At 51.2% G+C, this 25,183-nt stretch carries 19 protein-coding genes; 3 read left to right on the plus strand and 16 right to left on the minus strand.

What is annotated here, in order from left to right; all coding sequences use genetic code 11:
- Complete coding sequence (gene mfd / locus L975_RS13635; RefSeq protein WP_047709036.1) at nucleotides 1-3,471, plus strand: transcription-repair coupling factor; 3,471 nt, start codon at nucleotides 1-3, stop codon at nucleotides 3,469-3,471.
- 187 nt (nucleotides 3,472-3,658) lie between these two features.
- Here mfd and L975_RS13640 read toward each other — a convergent pair whose 3' ends face one another.
- The 9 genes from L975_RS13640 to hinT form a co-directional block, all read right to left on the minus strand.
- The gene (locus tag L975_RS13640; RefSeq protein WP_010863874.1) at nucleotides 3,659-4,951 is read right to left on the minus strand and encodes an NAD(P)/FAD-dependent oxidoreductase; all 1,293 of its coding nucleotides are present in this window, start codon (nucleotides 4,949-4,951) and stop codon (nucleotides 3,659-3,661) included.
- 131 nt (nucleotides 4,952-5,082) lie between these two features.
- Nucleotides 5,083-5,625 (minus strand): alpha/beta hydrolase YcfP, encoded by a 543-nt coding sequence (gene ycfP, locus L975_RS13645; RefSeq protein ID WP_010863875.1) that lies wholly within the window; start codon nucleotides 5,623-5,625, stop codon nucleotides 5,083-5,085.
- Nucleotides 5,626-5,986: 361 nt separating this feature from the next.
- Nucleotides 5,987-6,838, minus strand: a complete 852-nt coding sequence (hchA, locus tag L975_RS13650) for a glyoxalase III HchA (RefSeq protein WP_047709037.1) — start codon at nucleotides 6,836-6,838, stop codon at nucleotides 5,987-5,989.
- Between the two features lie 344 nt (nucleotides 6,839-7,182).
- Entirely contained in the window at nucleotides 7,183-7,791 is a 609-nt protein-coding gene (locus L975_RS13655) for a sugar O-acetyltransferase (protein WP_039044839.1), read from the minus strand.
- 57 nt (nucleotides 7,792-7,848) lie between these two features.
- Nucleotides 7,849-9,255, minus strand: coding sequence for an EAL domain-containing protein (locus L975_RS13660; RefSeq protein WP_177326646.1), 1,407 nt, complete (start codon nucleotides 9,253-9,255; stop codon nucleotides 7,849-7,851).
- 644 nt (nucleotides 9,256-9,899) lie between these two features.
- Nucleotides 9,900-10,931 (minus strand): beta-N-acetylhexosaminidase, encoded by a 1,032-nt coding sequence (gene nagZ, locus L975_RS13665; RefSeq protein ID WP_047709039.1) that lies wholly within the window; start codon nucleotides 10,929-10,931, stop codon nucleotides 9,900-9,902.
- Nucleotides 10,932-11,110: 179 nt separating this feature from the next.
- Complete coding sequence (locus L975_RS13670; protein WP_047709040.1) at nucleotides 11,111-12,049, minus strand: phosphotransferase; 939 nt, start codon at nucleotides 12,047-12,049, stop codon at nucleotides 11,111-11,113.
- The gene (locus tag L975_RS13675) at nucleotides 12,046-12,495 is read right to left on the minus strand and encodes a YcfL family protein (RefSeq protein WP_156121217.1); all 450 of its coding nucleotides are present in this window, start codon (nucleotides 12,493-12,495) and stop codon (nucleotides 12,046-12,048) included. The genes L975_RS13670 and L975_RS13675 overlap by 4 nt, the downstream gene beginning before the upstream one ends.
- Nucleotides 12,496-12,647: 152 nt before the next feature.
- Entirely contained in the window at nucleotides 12,648-12,998 is a 351-nt protein-coding gene (gene hinT, locus L975_RS13680) for a purine nucleoside phosphoramidase (protein WP_010863882.1), read from the minus strand.
- Between the two features lie 308 nt (nucleotides 12,999-13,306).
- Between hinT and L975_RS13685 the strand changes: the two genes are divergently transcribed.
- Nucleotides 13,307-15,304: a methyl-accepting chemotaxis protein gene (locus tag L975_RS13685; RefSeq protein WP_052181483.1), complete on the plus strand. Its 1,998-nt coding sequence runs from the start codon at nucleotides 13,307-13,309 to the stop codon at nucleotides 15,302-15,304.
- A gap of 287 nt (nucleotides 15,305-15,591) precedes the next feature.
- The gene (locus tag L975_RS13690; RefSeq protein WP_047709042.1) at nucleotides 15,592-16,941 is read left to right on the plus strand and encodes a dihydroorotase; all 1,350 of its coding nucleotides are present in this window, start codon (nucleotides 15,592-15,594) and stop codon (nucleotides 16,939-16,941) included.
- A 168-nt stretch (nucleotides 16,942-17,109) separates the two neighbouring features.
- On the opposite strand, the gene ptsG is transcribed toward L975_RS13690, so the two are convergent.
- The 7 genes from ptsG to fabF form a co-directional block, all read right to left on the minus strand.
- Entirely contained in the window at nucleotides 17,110-18,567 is a 1,458-nt protein-coding gene (gene ptsG, locus L975_RS13695) for a PTS glucose transporter subunit IIBC (RefSeq protein WP_047709043.1), read from the minus strand.
- A 928-nt stretch (nucleotides 18,568-19,495) separates the two neighbouring features.
- Nucleotides 19,496-20,284, minus strand: a complete 789-nt coding sequence (locus L975_RS13700) for a YchF/TatD family DNA exonuclease (RefSeq protein WP_047709044.1) — start codon at nucleotides 20,282-20,284, stop codon at nucleotides 19,496-19,498.
- A gap of 10 nt (nucleotides 20,285-20,294) precedes the next feature.
- The gene (gene holB / locus L975_RS13705) at nucleotides 20,295-21,275 is read right to left on the minus strand and encodes a DNA polymerase III subunit delta' (protein WP_047709045.1); all 981 of its coding nucleotides are present in this window, start codon (nucleotides 21,273-21,275) and stop codon (nucleotides 20,295-20,297) included.
- 1 nt (nucleotide 21,276) lies between these two features.
- The gene (tmk, locus tag L975_RS13710; RefSeq protein WP_039044847.1) at nucleotides 21,277-21,912 is read right to left on the minus strand and encodes a dTMP kinase; all 636 of its coding nucleotides are present in this window, start codon (nucleotides 21,910-21,912) and stop codon (nucleotides 21,277-21,279) included.
- A complete protein-coding gene (gene mltG, locus L975_RS13715; protein ID WP_047709046.1) occupies nucleotides 21,909-22,925 on the minus strand; it encodes an endolytic transglycosylase MltG in 1,017 nt (338 codons plus the stop codon). Before mltG ends, tmk begins: the two co-directional genes overlap by 4 nt.
- On the minus strand, nucleotides 22,925-23,734 hold the full coding sequence (gene pabC / locus L975_RS13720) for an aminodeoxychorismate lyase (protein ID WP_047709120.1): 810 nt from the start codon (nucleotides 23,732-23,734) through the stop codon (nucleotides 22,925-22,927). Before pabC ends, mltG begins: the two co-directional genes overlap by 1 nt.
- A gap of 186 nt (nucleotides 23,735-23,920) precedes the next feature.
- A complete protein-coding gene (gene fabF, locus L975_RS13725; RefSeq protein ID WP_010863891.1) occupies nucleotides 23,921-25,159 on the minus strand; it encodes a beta-ketoacyl-ACP synthase II in 1,239 nt (412 codons plus the stop codon).
- Nucleotides 25,160-25,183: the final 24 nt, after the last annotated feature.

Raw genomic sequence — 25,183 nt, forward strand, 5'->3', positions numbered from 1 at the left:
ATGACGTTACCATTTCTGAATCTGAGCCTGCCAGATAAAGCAGGCGACCACCGCTATTTTGGTCAATTGCAGGGCGCTGCGCTGGCACTGGCCGCCGCGCAAATCAGTACGCAGCATCAAGGGCCGGTGCTACTGGTCACCAAAGACAGCCAGATGGCACTGCGTCTTGCCCAAGAAATTCGTGAGTTCAGCGCCCAGCCGCTGGAGTTATTCCCGGATTGGGAAACCCTGCCGTACGATAGCTTCTCACCACACCAAGATATCATCTCGGAACGTTTATCAACGCTGTATCGCTTGCCGACCTTGCAACAAGGGCTGCTGATCATGCCGGTCAACACCTTGATGCAGCGGGTATGTCCGCGCGAGTTTTTGCTGTCGCATGCCTTGGTGGTAAAAAAAGGTGAGCGATTATCGCTGTCGAAACTGCGGGGTCAGTTAGAGCAAGCTGGGTATCGCCCAGCCGAGCAAGTGATGGAGCACGGTGAGTTTGCCACCCGTGGCGCACTGCTGGATCTGTTCCCGATGGGCAGCCAGACACCGTTTCGTCTTGATTTTTTCGATGACGAAATTGACTCGATTCGCACCTTTGACCCTGACTCTCAGCGCACGCTGGAAGAAGTGGATCACATCAACTTGTTACCGGCGCGCGAATTTCCAACCGATAAAAATGCCATCGAAGGATTTCGCAGTCGCTGGCGCGAGCAGTTTGAAATCCGTCGCGATCCGGAACACGTCTATCAGCAAGTCAGCAAAGGCACCCTGCCCGCCGGTATCGAATATTGGCAGCCGCTGTTTTTCGAGCAGATGACTACCTTGTTCGACCATCTGCCAAGCAATACGCTGATTGTCAGCGTCGGCGATATTCAAGATGCGGCGACCCGCTTTTATGCCGATGCCGAACATCGTTACCACGATCGCGGCGTCGACCCGATGCGGCCGCTGCTGGCACCGCCCGTTCTCTGGCAACGTTTGGATGAGCTCAATGCCAACCTGAAAAGCTACCCCAATGTCCATCTGCAAAAAGACGCGGTAGAGCCGCGCGCAGGACGCAGCAATTTGCCGCTTAGCGCGTTGCCGGATATCCGTTTACAACATCAACATAAAGAGCCACTGCAGGCTCTGCGCCGCTTCTTAGAAGAGTTTCGCGGCAATGTGGTGTTTTCGGTAGAAAGTGAAGGTCGGCGAGAAACGCTACTCGATTTGCTGACACCGCTGAAATTGCGTCCGCAAACGATCCAGAATTTGGCCGACAGCCGCACCGTCTCGCGGGCGCTGATGATAGGCGCTGCTGAGTCGGGGTTTGTACTCACGCCAGAAAGTGAGTCAGAGGCTGACGCAAGTAGCGCGCTGGCCTTTATCTGTGAAAGCGATCTGCTCGGGGCGCGCGTCAGCCAGCGCCGCCGTGATAACCGCAAAGCCATCAACACCGATACCATCATTCGCAACTTAGCCGAGCTGCGTATCGGGCAGCCCGTGGTGCATCTGGAGCACGGGGTTGGTCGCTACGGTGGCCTCACCACGCTGGAGACCGGCGGGGTCACCGCGGAATACATGATCCTCACCTATGCCAATGACGCCAAGCTGTATGTGCCGGTGTCATCGCTGCATTTGATTAGCCGCTATAGCGGCGGCGCGGAAGAAAGCGCACCACTACACAAACTGGGCGGCGAAGCCTGGGCACGAGCGCGCGGTAAAGCAGCAGAGAAAGTGCGCGATGTGGCCGCTGAATTGCTCGATATCTACGCACGCCGCGCTATTAAGCCCGGTTTTGCGTTCAAGCACGATCGCGAGCAATATCGCCAGTTCTGCACCAGTTTCCCGTTTGATGAAACCGATGATCAGCTCAATGCAATCAACGCAGTACTGACTGACATGACCCAACCGGTGGCGATGGATCGACTGGTTTGTGGTGATGTGGGCTTTGGTAAAACCGAAGTGGCGATGCGCGCCGCGTTTTTGTCGGTCATCAACCATCGCCAAGTCGCGGTATTAGTGCCCACCACCCTGCTGGCGCAGCAGCACTTTGAAAACTTCCGTGACCGTTTTGCCAACTGGCCGGTGCGCATTGAAGTGTTGTCTCGCTTCCGTACCGCTAAAGAGCAACAGCAAGTGCTGGAAGATGTGCGCGAAGGGAAAGTGGATATCCTCATCGGCACCCACAAACTGCTGCAGGGCGATGTGAAGTTTAAGCAGTTAGGTCTGCTGATCGTGGATGAAGAGCACCGCTTTGGGGTGCGTCAGAAAGAAAAAATCAAAGCGCTGCGCGCCGATGTGGATATTCTGACCCTCACCGCGACGCCGATTCCACGTACGCTGAACATGGCGATGAGTGGCATGCGCGATCTCTCCATCATCGCGACTCCACCGGCACGCCGGATGGCAGTGAAGACCTTCGTGCGAGAGCATGATGAGCGCACTATTCGCGAGGCCATTTTGCGTGAAGTACTGCGTGGTGGTCAGGTCTATTATCTGCACAACAGCGTAGAGACCATTGAGAAAACCGCAGAAAAACTGGCGAAGCTGGTACCGGAAGCGCGCATCACCATCGGTCATGGCCAGATGCGTGAGCGCGATCTGGAGCGCGTGATGTCGGACTTCTACCACCAACGCTTCAACGTGCTGGTATGTACCACCATCATCGAAACCGGTATCGACGTACCGACCGCCAACACCATCATCATTGATGATGCTGACCACTTCGGTCTGGCACAGTTGCACCAGCTGCGTGGCCGCGTGGGTCGTTCACACCATCAGGCTTATGCGTACTTACTCACGCCACCACCGAAGCGCATGACCGACGATGCGCGTAAGCGCTTGGAAGCGATCGCCTCGCTGGAAGATTTGGGTGCGGGCTTTGCCTTAGCAACCCACGATTTGGAAATTCGCGGCGCCGGTGAGCTGCTGGGCGACGATCAAAGCGGTCAGATTGAGTCGGTCGGCTTTAGCCTGTATATGGAAATGCTGGAAAACGCAGTCGACGCGCTGAAACATGGTCGAGAGCCGTCACTGGATGATCTGACGCGTGGTCAGACCGAAGTGGAGCTGCGAGTGCCAGCTCTGCTGCCGGATGACTATCTGCCTGACGTTAATATGCGCCTTTCCCTGTATAAGCGCATTGCCAGCGCTGAAGATGCCGCGCAATTGGATGAGCTGAAAGTCGAAATCATCGACCGCTTTGGCTTATTGCCAGATGCCACACGCAACTTGCTGCAAGTGGCGAAAATCCGCCTGCGCGCACATCAGCTGGGCATTCGCCGTATCGAAGGCGCTGACAATGGCGGTTATGTGGAGTTTAACGATCAGCCGAATATTAGCCCGGCGTATCTGATTTCCTTGCTGCATAATCCGCATGAGTTCCGACTTGATGGGCCGAACAAGCTGAAGTTCTTCGGGATCTTCACCGATCGCGCCAAGCGATTGGCCTATATCGAGCAGTTACTGAGTGGTTTTGAAGCCCACAAAATCAGCTAATCGAGCGTAACAGCGCACAAGCGCATAACCAAAACACTGGCATAAAAAAACACCGCTCATTGAGCGGTGTTTTTGCCTATCCGGTATGACTGCATGATCTTAACAATAATCACTGAAATTATGGCCAAGAAGTCATACGGCTATCCACACAAAGTAAGCATAGCCGTAGCCGCAGTAAAACGCGAAATCAGTGCAGTTTCAGTGTCGGACGGATCACACGGTTGATACCGCCTACCAGCATCATCAAGCCGGTTTTCACGTAACCATGCAGCGCCATCTGGTGCATACGGTACAGTGAAATATACGCGATACGCGCGATACGGCCTTCAATCATCATCGAGCCGCGCATCAGGTTCCCCATCAGGCTACCCACGGTACTGAATTTAGACAGGGAAACCAAAGAGCCTTTGTCGTTATAGACATAGTTCTTCAGGGTACGCCCTTCCATCAGTGCCACGATGTTCTGGTAGCACAGGCTAGCCATCTGGTGCGCTGCTTGCGCGCGTGGCGGTACAAAAGTACCGTCAGTTTGTGGACAGCTAGCACAGTCACCAATGGCGAAAATGTTGGAGTCGCGCGTGGTTTGCAGTGTTGGCTCAACTACCAGCTGGTTGATACGGTTGGTTTCCAGACCCGCGATATCCTTCAGGAAATCCGGTGCCTTGATACCTGCGGCCCATACCATCAGCTCAGCGGGGATAAACTCACCATCTTTGGTATGCAGACCGTTGCTTTCCGCTTTGGTCACCATGGTGTTGGTGCGCACATTCACGCCCAGCTTGGTCAGCTCCAGATGCGCCGCAGAAGAGATACGCACTGGCAGTGCTGGCAGAATACGCTCACCGGCTTCCACCAGCGTGACGTTCAGGTGACGGCTATCCAGCGCATCAAAGCCATAACGGTGCAGCTGTTTAACCGCATTGTGCAGCTCAGCCGACAGCTCAACGCCCGTCGCGCCACCACCCACAATGGCAATGTTCACTTTTTCCTGCTTTTCTGGCTGTGCCGAGAACTTCATAAACAGATTCAGCATCTGCTCATGGAAGCGATTCGCCTGATCTGGGCTATCGAGGAAGATACAGTTATCAGCCACACCTTCAGTGCGGAAGTCGTTGGATTTGCTGCCCAGCGCCATGACCAGAATATCAAAGAACAGCTCGCGCTCTGGCACCAGCAGTTCGTTGTCTTCATCACGGATTTCCGCCAGCTTGACCGAGCGACGCTCACGATCGATATCTACCAGAGTGCCCTGCTGGAACTGGAAGTGATGGTTACGTGCCTGAGCGCGGTAGCTCAGCGCATCAACGCCATCATCCATAGAGCCAGTGGCCACTTCGTGCAGCAGAGGTTTCCACAGGTGGGTCTGACTGCGGTCAATCAGAATGATTTCAGCTTTGCCCTTACGGCCCAGTTTATCGCCCAGACGGGTAACTAACTCAAGTCCCCCGGCGCCGCCGCCAACAACAATGATTCTTTTCAAGGCGTAGCCCTCGTTACAACTTATTTGGTCAGAATGAAAAAAACTTACACCAACCGCGCAAGGCTACCTGTTCTAACTGCATCACGTCTGAGTCACCGGAACGGGCATTTTTTACCGGTTCCGGTCGCCCCTCAATCCTGCAGCTTAAACGCCTTAATGCGCTGAAGGTGATGAGAAATGTTTTTAAATTTATGGGATTGCTTGTCATCCCAGACTATTTCGTAAAAATCGTTCAGCTCTTCCTGAGTAAGCCGATTATCCAACACTTCATCCTGAGTGGAAAGGATCACCAGACAATTTCCCTCATTTTTTTTACGGAAGTTTTCTACACACTTGGTCGCAATATCTTCATATTCTTCCGGCCGGTCAATCTTTCCGGTCATGTTTTGTTCGGGATGCAAATTCGGGTTAAACATCACCTGACGTAAGCCACACAGGTAGCCAATTCGCTCAGCCCAATATCCCCCCAGCCCCACACCGCAAATCAGTGGTTTTTGATCACCGCACAGCTGTACTGCTTTGTGCACTTCTTTGAGCAGGTGCTGCATGTCATGCCGCGGGTGCAAAGTGCTGTAACTGATAAACCGCACATCCGGATCGATAAACTGCAATTGCAGTACTTTTTCGTGGTTACCCGGACTGGTTGAATCAAACCCGTGCAAATAGATGATCATGCTTGTTACTCCTTGTCTGATGCTTGCGGCCAGAAGGCTCTGTAGATACACCGCCTACACTGACACTCTATCATTACAAGGGTTATAAAGTTTTGAGGAGAAAAGCAAATTTGCTATCGCTTATGGGGAGTAATTTGATGACATGTCATGTGCATAAACGTAACGCTTGCTCATAGTTCAGCATGAGCGCTTCCCCGTCACACCGAGCCCCGCCGCTTAACCAGCTTAATAACCTGAATCACCCATAAAAAAGCCAGAAAGCGGACCTATTATCAACGGGTGCACTCTCCGGCTTATTTTTCATTGGTGCCTATTGGGTATTTGCCCGTATTTGGAATCGGCTTTCCAAATTACGAGAAACTTAGTCTACGTAAGCCTTGAGCAGCTCCTCGGCGGCCAGTTTACCCAATGCGTTGGCGGCAAATGGGCTGTCCCCGGTCAGCACTTTGCGGTCTTTATGCACCATCCCGGTAATATCTTGGTTCATCAGTGTCAGTCCCATTTTCTGCAGCTGCTCACCAAAGAACCAGGTTAACTGCCCTGGCATATACCCGATATCGGGGGTTTGCTTATCGGCGGCATCTGGGAAGGCACAAATCGCGTAACCTTGCAGTGGGTTTGCGCCGTGCGACAACGCCAAAAATGCTGCCGGACCATGGCAAAGAGAAATCACATAACGATCATTGGCCAATGCCCAACGCAGTGTCTCAGCGATCGCCTCACTGGATGGCAAACCAATCAGCGCGCCATGTCCACCAGGAATAAAGACCCCTGCATACTCACTGTCTGGCGTGAGCTGGCTGACCACATCCTGCAATTTACGCGGGCGCATAAACTGTGGCAGATAGTGGTTATACAAACCGACAATCGCCTCATCTTCGTTCGGCATCGCCCAATGTTCAAACTTGACCATCAAACCAGATACCGTCGCGACCTCGAATTCAAAACCGGCCTGATGCAAGTGATACATCGGCAACAGCGTTTCGACTGGGTGGTTACCGGTTGAGAACAGCGCACCGGTATCGGTCGGCAAATAACGCTCGTCGGCAGCAATCAGCAAGATCTTGTGCTTGCCGCGGTACGGTTTGGCGTAATCTGCCCCGCTGAGATCAGATTTAGAGCTGGTAAACTGACTTAACGAAAATGCTGAAGGGAAAAATGCATTGTGCTCAGCATGATCTGGAGTTGGTAACTTGCTAGGTTGCGTTGTCATATTTCCTCCACGCCCGTTTTCCGTGCGTTTGATATAGCCATTTCTGAGTTACTGTTTTGATTCCACGCGATACAGAAATCTTTCGCCTCGCGCTTGAGTTTTCTCAGCATAATCGTCACAACAGCGCCGACCATAGCGTTATATTGTTACGATTCGCTAACGCTTGCATAAAATGTAATCATCAAATCCAATCTATCAAGCATAGCCGTGCCATCGAGAGATAAAATCCCGCCTCACCAATGACAAAAGACAAGCGAGAAAATGGGAGGGAAGGAAGAAAACGAAACATACGCAGGCCAACCAACAACGAGCTGACCTGCGCGACAAGCTAAAAAGAGGGAAAATCAGGACAGCGGCAACGTTATCCGACGATCTTTATAGTAAAACTCACGATCGCGCTCACTGATCGGTCGCACCACAGCGCATGGGTTACCGAAAGCCACCACATTGGCAGGAATATCACGCGTCACAATGCTGCCAGCACCAATCACGCTGTTTTCACCGATGGTAACCCCCGGCAACACCACGCAACCGGCGCCAATCCAAACATTGTTCCCGATCCGCACCGGTAAGTTAAACTGCGCCAAGCGCTTGCGATACTCGGGATCAATCGGATGACCTGCTGTCGCCAGCGTCACATTCGGCCCAATCATCACGTGATCGCCAATGTAGATGTGGGTGTCATCCACCAGCGTCAGGTTAAAATTGGCATACACATGATGGCCTAGGTGGGTATGTCGCCCCCAGTTAGCCCGCAACGGCGGTTCAATGTAACAATTGGTGCCCACTTCGGCCAATAACTGCTCAAGTAGCGCCTGACGCCGAGGCATCTCCGATGGGCGTGTCTGGTTAAAGTCATACAGAATTTCCAGACACTGTTGCTGTGCTTGTGCCAGCGCTTCATCAGTACAAAAATAGACGTCTTGGCTGTGCAGTATATCGGTAATGCTCATTGGCTCCTCGGCCGTTCACGGCAAATTAGTTCATCCACGATGATGCTTAATTTACCATTAGTGCCGTCTGGGTTCTGTGAGCCACACTTTCAAATGCTCAAAAGAGAGCGGTTTGGCATATATAAAGCCCTGAATCAAATGAATTCCACGCGCCAGTAAATACGTGAGCTGTGTTTTGGTTTCTACCCCTTCTGCAATCACATCCATATGCGACTCTTTAGAAAAAGCAATAATTGAATCCAATACATCACGCTTGAGATCATCGACACCAATGGTATCGACAAACATTTTATCTATTTTTATTTCATCCACACCCAGTTTTTGGATATAGGAAAACCCTCCATAACCCGTGCCAAAATCATCCAACTTAAATCGATAACCAAACAACTTTATTTTAGCTATTTCTCGCGCAGCAGTTTCGAAATCATCGACTTTAATGCGTTCAGTAATTTCAAAGCACAAGCGATTGCTATACGGCCAGCGATTTTTTGCTAGCATCTTATACAGCGAGCCATTTTCTATCTGCTCAGGCACCACATTGATACTCACCCACAAGGTGTCTGGAATGTTTTTCAAATCATCAATCACACGCTCCATCAATTGCTCAGTAATTGGCAGGATAATGCCTTTTTTCTCAGCATAATCAATGAAGGTACTCGGGCAAATCGTATCGCCTTTATGCTGCCAGCGCAGTAAAGCCTCAAAACCGACGACCTTATCAGTAGAGGCATCCACAACAGGCTGATAAAAAGGCACAAACTCACGACGTTTTAGCCCTGTATGCAGTAATCCACTTAATGATTTTTGATAATTGAAAATGATGGCATAAAAGAAGCCCATTAATCCTAGCGCTATCACGATAAATAAATACACTATGCTCTGGATTTTGGCATAGGTATAATCCATTAACTCCTGCCCTGCATAGAGTTTATAGATCATGCCATTATATTCCCTTGCCACACTAAGTTGCTGCTCTTCCGGCTGCATTAAAATGCTATAATTCCCAGTTGAGAAAGAGAGCGCTTTATACTGCAATGATTTCGGATGATACTCCATATAAAAACAATCTTTGCATGGTGTCTGTAATTGCTCGTAAGTCCACGCACCGTTCAGCACCCAATAAACATAGTTACCGTTGATATTAGCAAAAATAACTTGCTCACCATGCACGCCATAGCTTTGTGCTGTACTGGTTATCCCGATATTATAGTTATCCAGCTTATACATAGATTGCTGCATTCGCGACCGAGAAATAATATCCAGATCGGGGCCTAAACTAGAACAACCTGAGCCGTTAGCCAGCTTTATCCCTTGCACCCGAAATTGGCTATTATAGAGGTTCAAGTTACGCAATGTTTCAATGTCATCTTTACCGCAATCAAATTTAAGATCTGCAATATCCTGTATCATCGTATGCTTAATCAGCTGATCGCGTTTTAATGCCATGATCTCGAGCTTATCCATTTTCCAGATCAGTATATCTTTGGCAACCCGCTCATTGAGCAATGAGGGTAACAACAGGGAACTCAACAGCACAATAAAAATACACACGCAAATGCTGATATGTCTTTTTCCCCATTTCATTATGGATAGAACCCCAACAACCTGATTTTTCGATGTCAGCCGATGGCTGAATAAATGATGACTTACGCCTGTAGCATGGTTGTTGATAATACAATTCAAACCATAAAAAAACCAGCGTGTCGGTAGATAAACATAGCGTTCAATATGGTTTTTCTTCTTTTATATTAATTAGTTGAATAGTTATACAATCAGACGAATCACACACATACGCATAACCTGAAAACTAGGTTAATCAATAGCCAATTAAAAATGTGAAATGTTGCCCTGTGCGGATAAATACGTATAGAAAGAAAATAAAATCAGCGCCGCATTACAATAAGGCTATGAGTTGAGGTTAATACAATCTTACTGTACACATAAAAACGGCAATTTATCTGCACACAATTGCGCAAGGCAAAGGTTGGAAATGTAAAATGCGTGCTTTTACTGACACATGACTCAGGTTAGCTATCAAAAAAGCGCGGTTAAAAACCGCGCTCAATACGATTAACACAAATAAAGAATACGCATAAACAGGGTAACAATTAGCCGTGCATATGTTCTTTATGCGCCTGCCAAGCAGCAGCCAGATTTTGTAAACGCTCATGGGCATTGATCCAACGTGCAGTGGCTTCCAATTCGCTGCGCGATGGAGCCGGCTTATGCAGCAGACGCGATATACGCCCAGATGTTTGATGCGGCAAGGTATCGAGCACTTGTACCGCACCCGCGCGATTATTGCACACCAGCAGCATGTCACAGCCCGCGGCTAATGATGCCGCAGCGCGCTCGGCGTAGGAGCCCATGACCGCCGCGCCTTCCATCGACAAATCATCAGAGAAAATCACGCCATCAAACTGCAACTCTTTACGCAGCACATCCTGCAACCAGTAGGATGAGCCGCTGGCTGGCCGTGGATCGCAATCGGTATAGATGACGTGTGCAGGCATCATCGCATCCAGACGCCCTTCTTGATTTAACTGACGGAACAATGACATATCGCGGCTAAAAATCTCCTCTTTCGAGCGATTATCGCGCGGCGTTTCTTTGTGTGAATCCGCCAATACTGCACCATGGCCAGGGAAGTGCTTACCGGTTACCGCCATCCCCGCACAGTGCATACCATCGATATAGCTGCGTGCCAGATCCAGCGCTTTTTTCGGGTCTTCATCAAACGCCCGATCACCGATCGCCGCACAGGTATGGCCCAAATCCAGCACTGGCGCAAAACTCAGATCGATATCCAGCGCCAATAATTCCGCTGCCATCATCCAGCCACTTTCAAACGCCAGCTCCAGCGCCTGTGGCCAGCTGTTTAACGCGGAAAATGCCTGTGGTGCAGGTAAACGCGTGAAGCCATCACGAAAACGCTGAACACGCCCGCCTTCCTGATCCACCGCCAGCAACAGTGGACGCTGCACCGTGCGACGAATATCGCTAACCAATGCCTGCATCTGCTCACGATCATGGTAATTACGGGCAAAGAAAATCACGCCCCCCACCAACGGGTGACGTAAAATTTCGCGCTCTTCGGCATCCAGCTCGTAACCGAGCACATCGAGCATTACCGGACCCACATTGTCTCTCCTTTCTTACCCATCGCTAACGCGCCAGTCTATTCTTCGCACCGTTAGCAAAGAGGTTGTCCAATCTACTGACCGGCATAATCGAGCACGCTGGTCATCGTTTAAAATCTATTCCGTTAGGAAGCACTAACTATGCGACCTAGCAGCCTATCGGGATAAATTCTTCGCCTTTACTCACGTTTGCCTAAAGATTGCTCCGCGGCCTTTAGATAATTATCGCGCCACACAGCGTACTGCGCATCATCAGTTTGCTCAAAGCGGATCGCACTCCACATCGCCATAAGCATTTCACACCACGGCTGCCAGCTGACGATATCCTGTTGTAACCGGTGTAACCAATCCTCCAGTGCTGCAGCAGATGAGTCATCGCACTCGCTATCTGCGGCATACACTGTCTCGGTAGAATAGATAGCCTCGGCGTAATAGCGACAAAACTGCTGACGCTGCGCGCGATTAAATCCATTAGCCTCAAACAGCAAAATTAGCTCACAGGCTAAGGGGCTGCGCGCTGCATATTCCCAGTCAATCAGCGCCAGTGTAGCGCCATCAGACACTAAATTTCCGGGATGGATATCATGATGTGCCAGTACCGGAAACCACCAGCAGGGCGAGCGAAGAGACGCAAAACGCGCACACAGGGAAAACAGCGCTTCAGGTTGTTTTTCTGCGCTAAGTTGCTGACGATAAAATTGCAAACGGCTGGGAATATCTAGCTGCAGTTCGCTATCAACCGGATGGAAGCGACGCATCAAGGTAACAAGATGGCGTTGTGCGCACGTATCGTCAGCCAGTGTATGCGGCCACGGCGAACCTTCTAGCCAGCTCACCACTAACCAACGGGCATTGTAAAACAGTACCTGCGGTAAAAAATCCGAACTTGCTACCTGCTCGCCAATTGCACATAGCAGGTGCCGCTCGCGCTCACGACTGACACCTTGCATCTGCAGCTGCGTATTTTGGCTACGTGCAACATAGCGCCGCCCATCGCACAGCTCAATCAATAGACTACCACCAGATAACCCGGTTAACGGACGAATCGCCTGCACCGGCGCTGGCCAACACGGCAGTGACTTTAGCTCATGCACCAACGAGTCTTGCGCATCATTCATGGCGCAATATTGCCAGTTGGCAGCGATGCCGCTTTACTGAGTGGGCGCACATGCAAACGATAGGATGTGGCTTGCGGCTCTTGCGCGGTGATACGGGTCGTCCAGACCTGATGCGCGCTCAGTGTGACTTGCTGCCATGGCGTCGGATCATTATCCAGCTCAATGCCCTGCGCGTCATACCAGTACAAACGGTATTCCAGCGTCAGCGGCTGCGCCTGACGATTTTGCAGCTGTATGCCGACGCGCAGTGGCTGGCCAAATCCTTCACGATAGCTTTGCACGTTAACCTGCTCGCTCAAGTCGGCATCGGCCAACACTAATGGCTGCTGCGCGACCTCAAAGCCAGTAAATCCACGGCTAGCACACCCAGAAAGCAGTGCGCACATAAACCAACCGACAATGGCTAGGGTGCGACGCGGATAAAAGTGCGAAATCTTTTGGCTCACAGTCACTGTTTGCTGCTCTTCTTGATACTTAATTGATACTTAAGCACTGAGACATACGCTCTGATACATAAGTCAGCGATACATCCCAATAATAACAGCGCCGGACATCGGCCGGCGCATTATGTTTCCCTTAAAGTGCACGGATGCGTGCCTCAGCGAGCCAGCAGTGGCCCTAACGGACGGCCACCCAGCAGGTGCATGTGAATATGGAACACCTCCTGACCGGCGTGACGGTTACAGTTCATCACTAAACGGTAGCCATCTTCGGCAATGCCTTCTGCCGCTGCAATCTTGGCCGCGGCGGTGATCATACGACCCAAGGCCAGCTCATCTTGCGCCTGCACGTCATTGGTGGTTGGGATCAGATGATTGGGCACAATCAGAATGTGAGTCGGCGCCTGTGGGCTAATATCTCGAAATGCGGTCACCAGTTCATCTTGGTACACCACATCCGATGGGATCTCTCGGCGGATAATTTTACTGAAAATAGTTTCTTCTGGCATGACTCACTCCCCTCACTTTAGCCATAACGCTCAATCATTCACAATGCCGGTTAGTATGGCTGACTTAGCCGGTGCATACAACGGTGTCACATTACTGCAAGTTGTCTGAAACGAGGTTGCAAATTCGTTATTTGTCTCGAAAAACCAACACGCCAGTTACCGTTACAATTCAACACGCTTGCCGCCCTGCCGATACCCGAATTAAAGAAGGTCAGGCAGACCCTCTTCTGTACTTACAGGCTATGTTTACCATAAACAGTAAGCATGATACCGGATGTCGCACATTCATATCTGTGATGTTGAATTCTATGGACAAGAAAAAAAACGCTTCTGTGATTCGCCATATGGTGATCGGTTTTGTGGTACTGGTAGCGGCATTCATTGCGGCTAACCTGTTTGCACTGAATGTCTCTGGCCAGATGAAATACAGTCTGGACGAAGTCACGCAAGAGGCTGTGCCGGTCACCGAGGTCGCTTCTGAGCTGACCTTGTCCTTACTCACCGCTGACAAATGGCTCAAATCCTTTGTCGCCAGTCGCGATCCTGCGCTGCTTTCTAGCAGCCAGAGCGCGTTTGAGCAGGGAAATCGTGATTACCTGCAACAACTCGAAGCGTTCAAGCAACTCAATGCCGAGCATGAAAATATGCCGGTTTCCCAGTTGGCGGAGGTCGAAAAACACTACTTCGCGCCAGCATTACAAACCTTCCAGCAATATGATGCGATTTTACGTGGTCGCCAGACCATCAGCGCGGCTGTGCAAAGCTTCCAAAATAAAAAGATGGAGCTGCAATACGGCCTGAAAACGCTGATTGATAACGGTGATAACGAAGTCATCAAACTCACCAGCGGCTCATTTTTCAATAGCTTACGCGAGATGGATCAAACCACCTCCGATGCACTGGCCAGCCAAGATCCGCCCGCCATCGAAAAAGCGATGAAAGCCAACAAAGTCAACATTGGCCGCCTTGGCTACGCCTTTAAAGGCTTAGTCGCGCAAGTCCCGATGCTGGGCGAGCGCTATGGTGAAATGTTTGAAGCCTTCCTGACCGATGCCGGACGCAAAAATGGCGTCTTACAGCAGCACTACGATTTCATCTTGCAAGAACAGCAAGTCAATCAAGACATTGCTGCGCTGTCTGCCGCCTTAGAACAAGCACTCGGCATGCTGCAAACGCTGCGAGACAACGCGAAAAATCATATGTCATTGCTGGCGGAACAAGCGGATACCAGCTACAAACGCAGTTTCTGGGTAGCCAGTGCGCTATCACTTGCTGTAGTGCTGATCGCTGTCATCACCGGCTGGTTACTGGCACGCTCAGTGCGCAAACCGGTTCAAGCCATCTTACAAACCTTGCGCAACATTGAGCGCGGTAACATGACCGAACGCGTGGCGGTTAGCAGTGATAACGAGTTTGGCTTGATTGCCGAGCACATCAACAAGATGGTGGCACAGCTGCACCATATCTTGGAGCAGATCTCTCACTCCTCAACCCAGCTAACCCATGTGACGTTGCTGAATCAGGATAACGCTACGGTCGCCAAAGCCGCGGTGGAGTCACAGCGCGAACAAACCGCCAGTGTCGCCACGGCTATGTCACAGATGGAGCACTCGGTTAAAGAGATTGCCCGTAGCGTGAATCATACGCTGGATCAGGTCCTGCAACTGGAAGCCACCGTGACGCAAAGTGATGCGCTAGTACAGGAAAATGTGCATACCACCCAACAGCTCTCTGATCGCCTGCAAAGCACGGCTGCCGTGGTCAAAACCGTGGCGGGTATGAGCGAGAAGATTGGCTCCATCTTGGATGTGATCCGCAGCATTGCCGATCAAACTAACTTGCTGGCACTCAACGCCGCCATCGAAGCGGCGCGCGCAGGTGATATGGGGCGCGGCTTTGCGGTGGTAGCCGATGAGGTGCGGGTCCTAGCTAAGCGCACCACAGATTCCACCGGCCAAATCGAGCAAATGATCTCCGAGCTGCAAAATGGCACCCGCTCGGCGCTCAATACGGTTGAAGGCTGCTTAAATGATATGGCACTCAGCACCAGCCAGACCACCCAAACTGGCGCAGCGATGAAAGTGATCGCCGATGGTCTAGGCCAGATTAGCGATATGAACTCACAAATCGCCAATGCCGCGACCGAGCAAGAAGCCACCTCAACCGATATCGCCCGTAATCTGGAAGAGATCTCGCGGCTGGCCGACCAGAACTTTGCCAGCATCGAGCAAATGGCCGGTAACAGTACCCAACTGGAAAATCTGGCAGCATCCCAAGAAACCTTGGTACGTCAGTTCGTATTGTAACCTCGGTTAATCCCGCTAATTGTCGCGCCGGGCTTGCTCGGCGCTTTTTTTAGGCAAACTCCGGCCTTATATCGCTCAGCATTTAGCTATGCGCGCAAACATCCTCCCTCCGCTATCTCACCACATAGCGAAAGCCTACACGCTCAATCAGTTAGCTCGCAAGCAAGACCTTGTTTGCGATCCTGCCCAAACGATTGCATATCCAGTAAACCAAGGCACAAATTACACTCCCCGCCCGATTTCAATTCCAGTATAGTTAGGCAAATTCTGCGGAAAGGATGTAAGCAATGACGACGTTATTGATAAAAAATGCCACCATGATCAACGAAGGCCGCCGTAGTGAAGGCGACATGCTGATTAAAGATGGCCGTATCAGTCACATCAGCAGCAGCATCAGTGCGGCGGACAATGCCGAAATCATTGATGCAAAAGGGAAGCTGCTTATTCCGGGGATGATTGATGACCAAGTGCATTTTCGTGAGCCTGGCTTCCCGCTAAAGGGCACCATCGCCAGCGAATCGCGCGCCGCTGTCGCCGGTGGCGTGACCTCCTACATGGAAATGCCGAACGTCAACCCGCAAACCACCAATCTGCAAGCACTGGAAGATAAATACGCGCGGGCAGCAAGCTCTTCCGTGGCTAACTTCAGCTTCTACCTCGGGGCAACCAACGATAACCTCGACGAAATCCGTCGTTTATCAGTCGATCAGGCCTGTGGCGTGAAGATTTTCATGGGCGCATCTACCGGTAACATGCTGGTGGATAATGCCGATACCTTAGCCGCCATTTTTGCTGAAAGCCCCGTGCTGATCGCCACTCACTGCGAAGATACGCCATCGATCAAATTGCTGGAAGATGAGTATCGTGCTCGTTACGGTGACGATGTACCAGCCCGTGAGCATGGCCGCATTCGCTCCGCGGCTGCGTGCTTGAAGTCATCACGTCTGGCTGTTGAGCTGGCGAAAAAGCATGGTACGCGTCTGCACGTTTTGCACATCACCACCAAAGAAGAGCTGGCGCTGTTTGACGCCGCGCCAACACTGGAAGATCTGCGGAAAAAGCAAATCACCGCCGAAGCCTGCGTACATCACCTGTTCTATAACGAAAACGATTATGACCGCTTAGGCCACTTGATTAAGTGCAACCCAGCGATTAAAGGCGTGGAAGACCAACAGGCATTGCAAGAAGCAGTGCGTAATGGCGTGATTGATATTATCGCCACCGACCACGCGCCTCATACTTGGGATGAAAAGCAAAATACTTACTTCGGCGCGCCATCGGGTCTTCCGTTAGTACAGCATCCGTTGCTGGCACTGTTTGACTTACATCGTCAAGGCGCGTTGTCACTGGAGTTGCTGGTGCAAAAAACCAGTCATGCCGTGGCCGAACGTTTCCAACTGCAAGATCGCGGTTACCTGCGTGAAGGTTACTGGGCGGATTTAACCTTGGTTGATCTGGACTCACCATTTACCGTCAACAAAGAAAACCTGTTCTATCAGTGCGGCTGGTCTCCGTTTGAAGGCCATACCTTCCCTGCGCGCATTGATACCACATTGGTTAACGGCGAAGTGGTGTTCCGCAATGCGGCTCACACTACCGCGCGCCCAGGGCAGCGTCTGCGCTTTAACCGTGGTTAATAATCGTGGCTAATCGCTTTTCACTCGTGACACTCTAATCTTCAGTCCCCTGCTTGCAGGGGATTTTTTTATCTCTCATCCCCCATCATTAAAAAAACAGCAAAACAAAAAAGGAGCCCTTAGGCTCCTTTTTCTTTCGCTTACGTGATTGCACATCACTGCGGGTAATTAGTTACCACGCATGTAGATGTCCATATCAGTTTTCAGGTTGTCAGACTTAGTACCGAAGATAGCCTGCACACCGGAGCCGGCAACAACCACGCCCGCAGCACCCAGTTTCTTCAGACCAGCTTGGTCAACCTTGGAGACATCCGCCACACCCACACGCAGACGTGTGATACAGGCATCCAAGCTGGTGATGTTTTCTTTACCACCAAAGGCTTCAACCAGTGCTTTCGCCATTTCGGAGCCAGAAGCTTCGTTTGCACCAGCAGTTTCGTCTTCACGACCAGGCGTTTTCAGATCCAGCTTAACGATAGCTACACGGAATACGATGTAGTAAATCGCAGCATAGATAGGACCAACGATGAAGAACATCCAGCCATTAGTAGACAGGTGATAGAACAGACCGAAGTCGATCGCACCGTGGGAGAAAGTCATACCGTGCTTCATGCCCAGCAGGATCAGCAGGACGTATGCAGAGCCAGCCAGCAGTGCGTGGATGATATACAGCACTGGCGCTACGAACATGAACGCGAATTCGATTGGTTCGGTAATACCGGTCAGGAATGAAGTCAGCGCAGCTGAAATCATGATACCACCGATCTTAGCGCGGTTTTCTGGCTTAGCAGTGTGCCACATAGCGATAGCAGCAGCAGGCAGGCCCCACATTTTGAACATGTAGCCACCAGCCATGTTACCTGCAGTTGGGTCACCCATCAGGTAGCGCTGAATTTCACCAGTGATCCACTTACCACCTTCTGCCAGACACGCAGGCTCAGAGGTAATCGCCGCCACAACCTTACTGTTCACCACACAAGCTTCACCGGCTTGATAGAAGAACGGTACGTTCCAGATGTGGTGCAGACCGAATGGGATCAGAGAACGCTCAACCACGCCGTAGATACCGAACGCCATCGCTGGGTTCTGGTGAACAGCCCAGTTAGAGAACGCTTGGATACCAGCACCGATTGGAGGCCATACCACTGACAGCACTACGCCCAGTACGATACAGGTAAACGCAGTGATGATAGGTACGAAGCGCTTACCCGCAAAGAAGCCCAGATAATCTGGCAACTGAATGCGGTAGAAGCGGTTAAACATATAGCCTGCTAGGGCACCGGCGAGAATACCACCGAGAACCCCGGTATCGATCTTCTCAACGCCCATCACACCAGCCATTACGGTCAGTGTTGCAGCCATTACGCCGTAACCGACGGTCGCCGCCAGCGCAGCAACACCATCGTTATTGGTAAAGCCCAGAGCTACACCGATGGCGAACAGAAGAGGCATCTGGCCGAATACGGAACCACCAGCCTGCTCCATAATGTTAGAGACAATTTCCGGCAGCCAGCTGAAGTTAGCGGCACCGACACCGAGCAAAATACCAGCAACCGGCAGAACCGATACTGGCAGCATCAGTGCTTTACCTACCTTTTGTAGGCCAGCGAATGCATCCTTTATCATGTGAGTATGTGCTCCTGAGTGAGTATGTTACTAAGAGGTTTTTATTATTACAGTTATTACCAAGAACTCTGTTTGTAATTTAGTGACATAATAGAAAAATAAATGTCGATATTGTTTGACGGCTGTCATATTAAAATAAGCCGACAAATCACCAGTTCGCATTTCTTTTAGCTTGATCACATCTCAGTTTGGGTCCAAACAGCCGCTCTAAAAGCCTTCAAACTTCACAAATTAAATATTTCACGCCCTAAAGTAATTATTTTTAGCGAAAAAACTTTTTATAAAATGTTATGTTGTCAGGTTTGGTGCGATTCTCGCCCGCATACGCTGGCATATCTGTCACATTCAGCGATTGCGGTTTGAACATTAAAAGCTGAAAGTAAATGACATATTTTTTCTCAAAAAATAACATTCACTCACTGCCGATTTAATGTACACCGATTTATTTTACGCCTAATAATAATAGATTATCGCTATTCCTGCTAATCCCGTTCTTCGACAAACGCTCTGGCGTCACAATAATTTTACACCCAAAGAACAAAAATACCGGCCTAATGAGCAGTGCATGCTTAGCTATTAGCGCAAGCGCTTCTGTATCGCCTATTTTTTCAGCGCAACGATAAAAATAACGCTCCACGACGCACAAATTGCGCATTAATCAATCAGCTATGCATCCAAACTCATGTCATTGGATGTAATAATCGGGCGTAATCAGGAGTACAACGCAAAACAACGTCTACGGTTGGCAAGCGATATAAGAAGGGAACGCCATTTATACAACACTCAGTCGTAAATAGTGAGCAGCAGAGGACAACAGCAAAAGAAAGATTAAAAAGACAAACTATTGACGATAAAAAGGCAGGAAACAAACTCCCGTTTGCTCCTGCCCTATCAGACGCTCAGATGAGCACTGTGATAACAGCGGATATCAGCTACTCTCTACCTGCGCCGTAGCAAATAAGCGACAGAAGTTTTCCGTCGTTACTTGCGCAAGGGTCTCCACAGAAACGCCTTTCAACACCGCCAGATACTCAGCCACGTCACGAACAAACGCCGGCTGATTTTCTTTACCACGGTGCGGTACTGGGGCCAAATACGGAGAGTCTGTCTCCACCAGTAAGCGCTCCAACGGCACTTCACGGATCGCTTCACGCAGTGCTTCTGCATTACGGAAGGTGATGATCCCTGACACCGAGATATAAAAGCCCAGCTCCATCGCCTGACGCGCAAAATCAGCATCTTCGGTAAAGCAGTGGATCACCCCACCGCATTCTTGCGCCTGCTCTTCACGCAAAATACGTAATGTATCCTCACGCGCATCACGGGTGTGGATAATCAGCGGCTTATTCACTGCCCGCGCAGTACGAATGTGCTCACGGAACACCTCTTGCTGCAACGCAACGGTATCTTCGCTGTAAAAGTAGTCCAGACCGGTTTCGCCAATGGCTACAACTTGCGACTCTGCCGCCAGCTCACGAAACGCGACAGCATCAAACGGCTCATCCAGATCCAGTGGGTGTACGCCGCATGACAAAGAAACATCACGACGATGGCCGACCAGTGCTTTTAACGCCTGATAGCGGGTTAAGGTCACTCCGACACTCAAAAAATGCTGTACTCCACACTCACGTGCTTTATCCAGTACCGCATCCACGTCCTTATGCAGATCGTTATAATTCAGCCCATCCAAATGGCAATGGGAATCGATCAGAAACAAGGGAAACTCCTCAGATATCACTACTCAGACGCAGCCACAAAGTGGTTAATAGCAATTCGCTATTCAAGCTGCCTGATGTCAATAATTCATGGCGCAGTGCAGTCAGCACCTGTAGCCAATGCTGCAACGTCACCACATCAATCCGTTGCAGCAGTTGCTCCATCACCGGTTGCATATCTTGATTAATGCGCACAGTTTGGCTTCCCAGTGCTAATGCACTGGTTTCCAGCAACAGACTAATAATCCAGCTCAAATTTTCGGCTGGATTCTCTTTCACCAACTGCGCAATAAAGGTCGGCACATCCGCGGTTTGCAAAAACAACAACAGCCCCTGCAACACATCAGCCCGGCGCTGCATATGATTACCGGCAAGCAAGTCTAGCGCCGCCAGTGGCGCTCCGCGGCTCAAGCGTAACGCTTGCAGTGCTTGTGCGTGATTAAATCCACTCGCCTGCGGTTGCTGCTGCATCCAACCAAGGGCTTGCAACTCGTTCGGCACCGTTAAACGCCAACGTTGGCAACGGCTCGCAATGGTCGGCAGCAAACTGGCCGATTCATCCAAACCAAGAATAAAAAACGTATTCGCCGGAGGCTCTTCCAATGTTTTGAGCAGCGCATTGGCCGATGCTTCATTCAAACGTCCGGCATCCGGCATCCAAATCACTTTAGCGCCGCCTTGCTGGGCGTGGGTATAGAGCCTTTCGCAGACTTGCCGTACTCGCTCGACCCCTATCTGGCTTTTGCCGCTTTCCGGCTCAAGCTGATAAAAATCAGGATGATTACCCGCCGCCATTAACTGACAGCTATGACAATGCCCACACGGCTGCTCACCCACTGGCTGCATGCAGAGCAAGCGCACAGCTAACGCACGCGCCAGTGCATCCAAGCCCAGACCGGGTAAGGTGCGCAGCAACAGTGCATGGTGCCCCTGACCGCGCAGGTAACCGTGCATAATCTGCTGATAGTCAGCACTCAGCCACGGATAATACATCTCAGAGCCCCTGAGCATCGAGCCACTGGTTCAGCGTCGCTTCAATCGCCGCTGTCACCACGGGCAGCGCCTGACCCGCATCAATGATGCGAGTATTCGGATCATTTTGCGCCAGTTCAAGATAGCGGACACGGGTACGCTCAAAGAACGACAAGTCTTGCTGTTCAATCCGGTCCAATTCACCGCGCTGTCGTGCGCGCTGCAAACCGAGTGCAGGTGCAATATCCAAATACAAGGTCAGGTCTGGGCGAAAATCCCCCAACACGGTATCGCGCAAGGTTTGCAACAGCACCGGATCAATCTGACGGCCACCGCCCTGATAGGCTTGAGATGACAAATCATGGCGATCGCCAATAACCCACGCACCACGTGCCATTGCCGGTAAAATCACGTTCTCCACCAACTGAACGCGCGCGGCATACAGCATCAGCACCTCAGCCTTATCAGTCAACGGCTCGTCTGGATGGCCTTCTTTGATCAAGCTACGCAAACGCTCCGCCAACGGCGTCCCGCCCGGCTCACGGGTAAAGACCAAATCCGCAATACCACGAGTACGTAAGGTCTGTATGACTGTGTTTTGTGCCGTGGTTTTGCCCGCGCCTTCCAGTCCTTCGATGACGATGAATTTACCGGTCACTGTTTTTTCTCTCTTAATTGTTTTACGTAATTACGTACAGCCTGATTATGCGCATTCAGGTTGGTGGAAAACTGATGGCCACCCGAGCCATCGGCCACAAAATACAGATACTGGGTAGTATCTGGATGCGCCGCCGCATTCAAAGAGGCTAATCCCGGCATGGCAATCGGCGTCGGCGGTAATCCATTAATGGTGTAGGTATTGTACGCCGTTGGCGTTTGTAAATCTTTACGGGTGATATTGCCGTTATACTGCTCCCCCATCCCGTAGATCACGGTCGGGTCAGTTTGCAAACGCATCCCCAAACGCAAGCGATTGACAAACACCGAGCTCACCCGTGTGCGTTCAGACTCAATCGCCGTCTCTTTTTCAATGATGGAGGCCAGCGTTAACATCTCATACGGCGACTGCAGCGGCAGACCTTTTTCTCGGCCATCCCATGCTATCGTCAGCTCTTTTTCCATCCGGCGATGCGCGCGGCGTAAAATGTCCAAGGCCGAGGTGCCCGCTACATAATGATAGGTATCAGGGAATAACCAGCCTTCCACCGAGCCTTGTTTGATGCCCAACTTTTGCGCAATTTCTGTGTTGGTCAACCCTTGTAGATCATGCTCTAAGTAAGGTGCTTGCTGCAAAATCGGTAACCACTCACTAAAGCGGGTGCCTTCGATAAAACGAATGCTGAACTGCGCCTCACGGCCACTGACTAACAATTGCATCAATTGACGCACCGTCATACCCGGCGTCAAACGGTATGTGCCCGCCTTATAATGGGCCAAGGAAGGATCAACGCGTAATAGCCACGGCAGCCACTGCGCATCGGCCACTAATTTTTGTTCTTCCAGCAAGCTGGCCAGCGCGACACGCCCAGTACCGGGTTTAACAGTCAATAATTCTGCCGAATCAGGATTCAACGGCTGCTCAGCAAAACCGAGGATCCGAGAATACAACGAATAAGCCACTGCAGCTGCCAGCGCGACAACTATCAGGCCAGCAAGGGCGATTTTCTTCATCACAAACTATCGTCCAAAAAACGTTGGAGTTGCCGACATAACGTGAAGTCATGTAACTCACGTTGCCGGTAAATACGCACCGGAACCACCGGTAGTAGCGCATTGCATAATAAAATTTCGTCAGCCTCATCAAGGGCCGCACGCGTGGCATCCACTTCGAGACATGTCTGCCCACAGGACGCGAGATACGCCATGATAGCTCCTCGCATGATCCCACTGACTCCCGCACGCTCAAGGCGTGGGGTAAAAATGGTATCACCACAGCGCCATAGCAGATTGGCCGCACAGCATTCCACCAGCCGCCCCTCAGTGTCAAGCACAGCGGCCTCATCCCAGCCCTGTTGGTCAATCTGGCGCCGGATCAAGACTTGCTCTAGGCGATTAAGGTGTTTGATCCCCGCCAGTAACGGCTGGCAAGACAGTGCAATACTGCTATCCCCCAGCACAATGCCGTGTGCTTGCCAGCGGGCATAATGCGTGGGCCATGCAGAGGTAAAAATAATACGCTGCGTTTGGTGACAGCCTTGCGCGCTATAACCACGTCCACCACTGCCACGGGTCAGCAATACTTTAAGCACGCCCTCTTGCACCAGCTCGGCTTGCTGGCGAATCTCACGCTGCAACACAATCTTATCTGGCGGCGTCATAAACAGCCGCTCACAAGCTAGCCACAATCGCTCTACGTGCGCTTGTTCGAGCTGCAAACGGCCGGCTCGCACTCGCCCAGTGGTAAAACAGCCATCACCGTATGCCAGCCCGCGATCGGTGGCCGCAATGCTCTCGACCGGATTGCCATTGATCAATATCACTTCTGCCTCCTGCTGCGGGTGAACGCCGATGATGGCGCTGCCAGAGCCTGTTGCTAATGCACTAAACATAAACAGAATCCTGCAGACAAAAAAAGACCTGATGCAGTATCTGCATCAGGTCTTATCATATCAGCTATCAGCGCTACGCAATAATCGTCGCCAGACGATGCTCTACGTAGCCACTAATCAGATTTTGCGAAACAGCAGTGAGCCGTTAGTACCACCAAAACCGAACGAGTTACACAGGGCATATTCGAGTTTTGCCTGACGCGCTTCGTGCGGTACATAATCCAGATCACATTCGTCATCCGGATTATCCAGGTTGATGGTTGGCGCAATGGCCTGATCACGCAAAGACAGCACAGTGAAGATCGCTTCTACCGAGCCCGCCGCTCCTAACAGGTGACCAGTCATCGATTTAGTTGAGCTCACCATCACTTTGTGGGCGTAATCACCAAACACGCTCTTCACGGCACGGGTTTCGGCCACGTCACCCGCAGGTGTCGAGGTACCGTGTGCGTTCACGTACTGGATGTCAGCAGCGCCAACACCGGCATCGTTCATTGCATTCAGCATCGCCAGTGCAGCACCAGAGCCGTCCGCCGGAGGCGAAGTCATGTGGTACGCATCGCCGCTCATGCCAAAGCCAACCAGCTCAGCATAGATTTTCGCGCCACGGGCTTTAGCATGCTCGTACTCTTCCAGCACCATCATGCCTGCGCCATCGCCCAATACAAAACCGTCACGATCACGATCCCACGGGCGGCTCGCCTGTTGTGGTGCATCGTTACGTGTAGACAGCGCTCGCGCGGCAGCAAAACCGCCCATCCCCATTGGGGTACTGGCTTTTTCAGCGCCACCGGCCAACATGGCATCTGCATCACCGTAAGCGATCATGCGTGCAGCGTGACCGATGTTGTGTACCCCGGTAGAGCAAGCGGTAGAGATCGCAATGTTCGGACCACGCAGCCCACGCAGAATGGACAGGTGACCGGCGATCATATTGACAATGGTAGACGGCACGAAGAATGGGCTGATTTTACGTGGGCCGCCATTGAGCAGCGCCGTGTGGTTTTCTTCAATCAGACCCAGACCACCGATACCGGAGCCAATGGCAACACCCATGCGGTGTGCGTTGGCTTCGGTGACTGTCAGGCCGGAATCATCCAGTGCCTGCAGACCGGCAGCAATACCGTATTGAATGAAGAGATCCATTTTGCGCGCGTCTTTGCGCGACAGATACTCTTCACAATTAAAATCTTTTACCAGCCCAGCAAAACGGGTTGCGAAAGCGGTAGTATCAAAGTGTTCGATCAGGCTGATGCCACTCTGGCCGGCGAGCAGGGCTTTCCAAGAAGCCTCAACTGTATTACCGACAGGAGATAACATGCCCATACCAGTCACAACGACTCGACGTTTAGACACGTTTGCTACTCCAAGGGGGGAAGC

The sequence above is a fragment of the Plesiomonas sp. ZOR0011 genome (assembly GCF_000800945.1).
Classification (GTDB): Bacteria; Pseudomonadota; Gammaproteobacteria; order Enterobacterales; family CAMTGL01; genus Plesiomonas; species Plesiomonas shigelloides.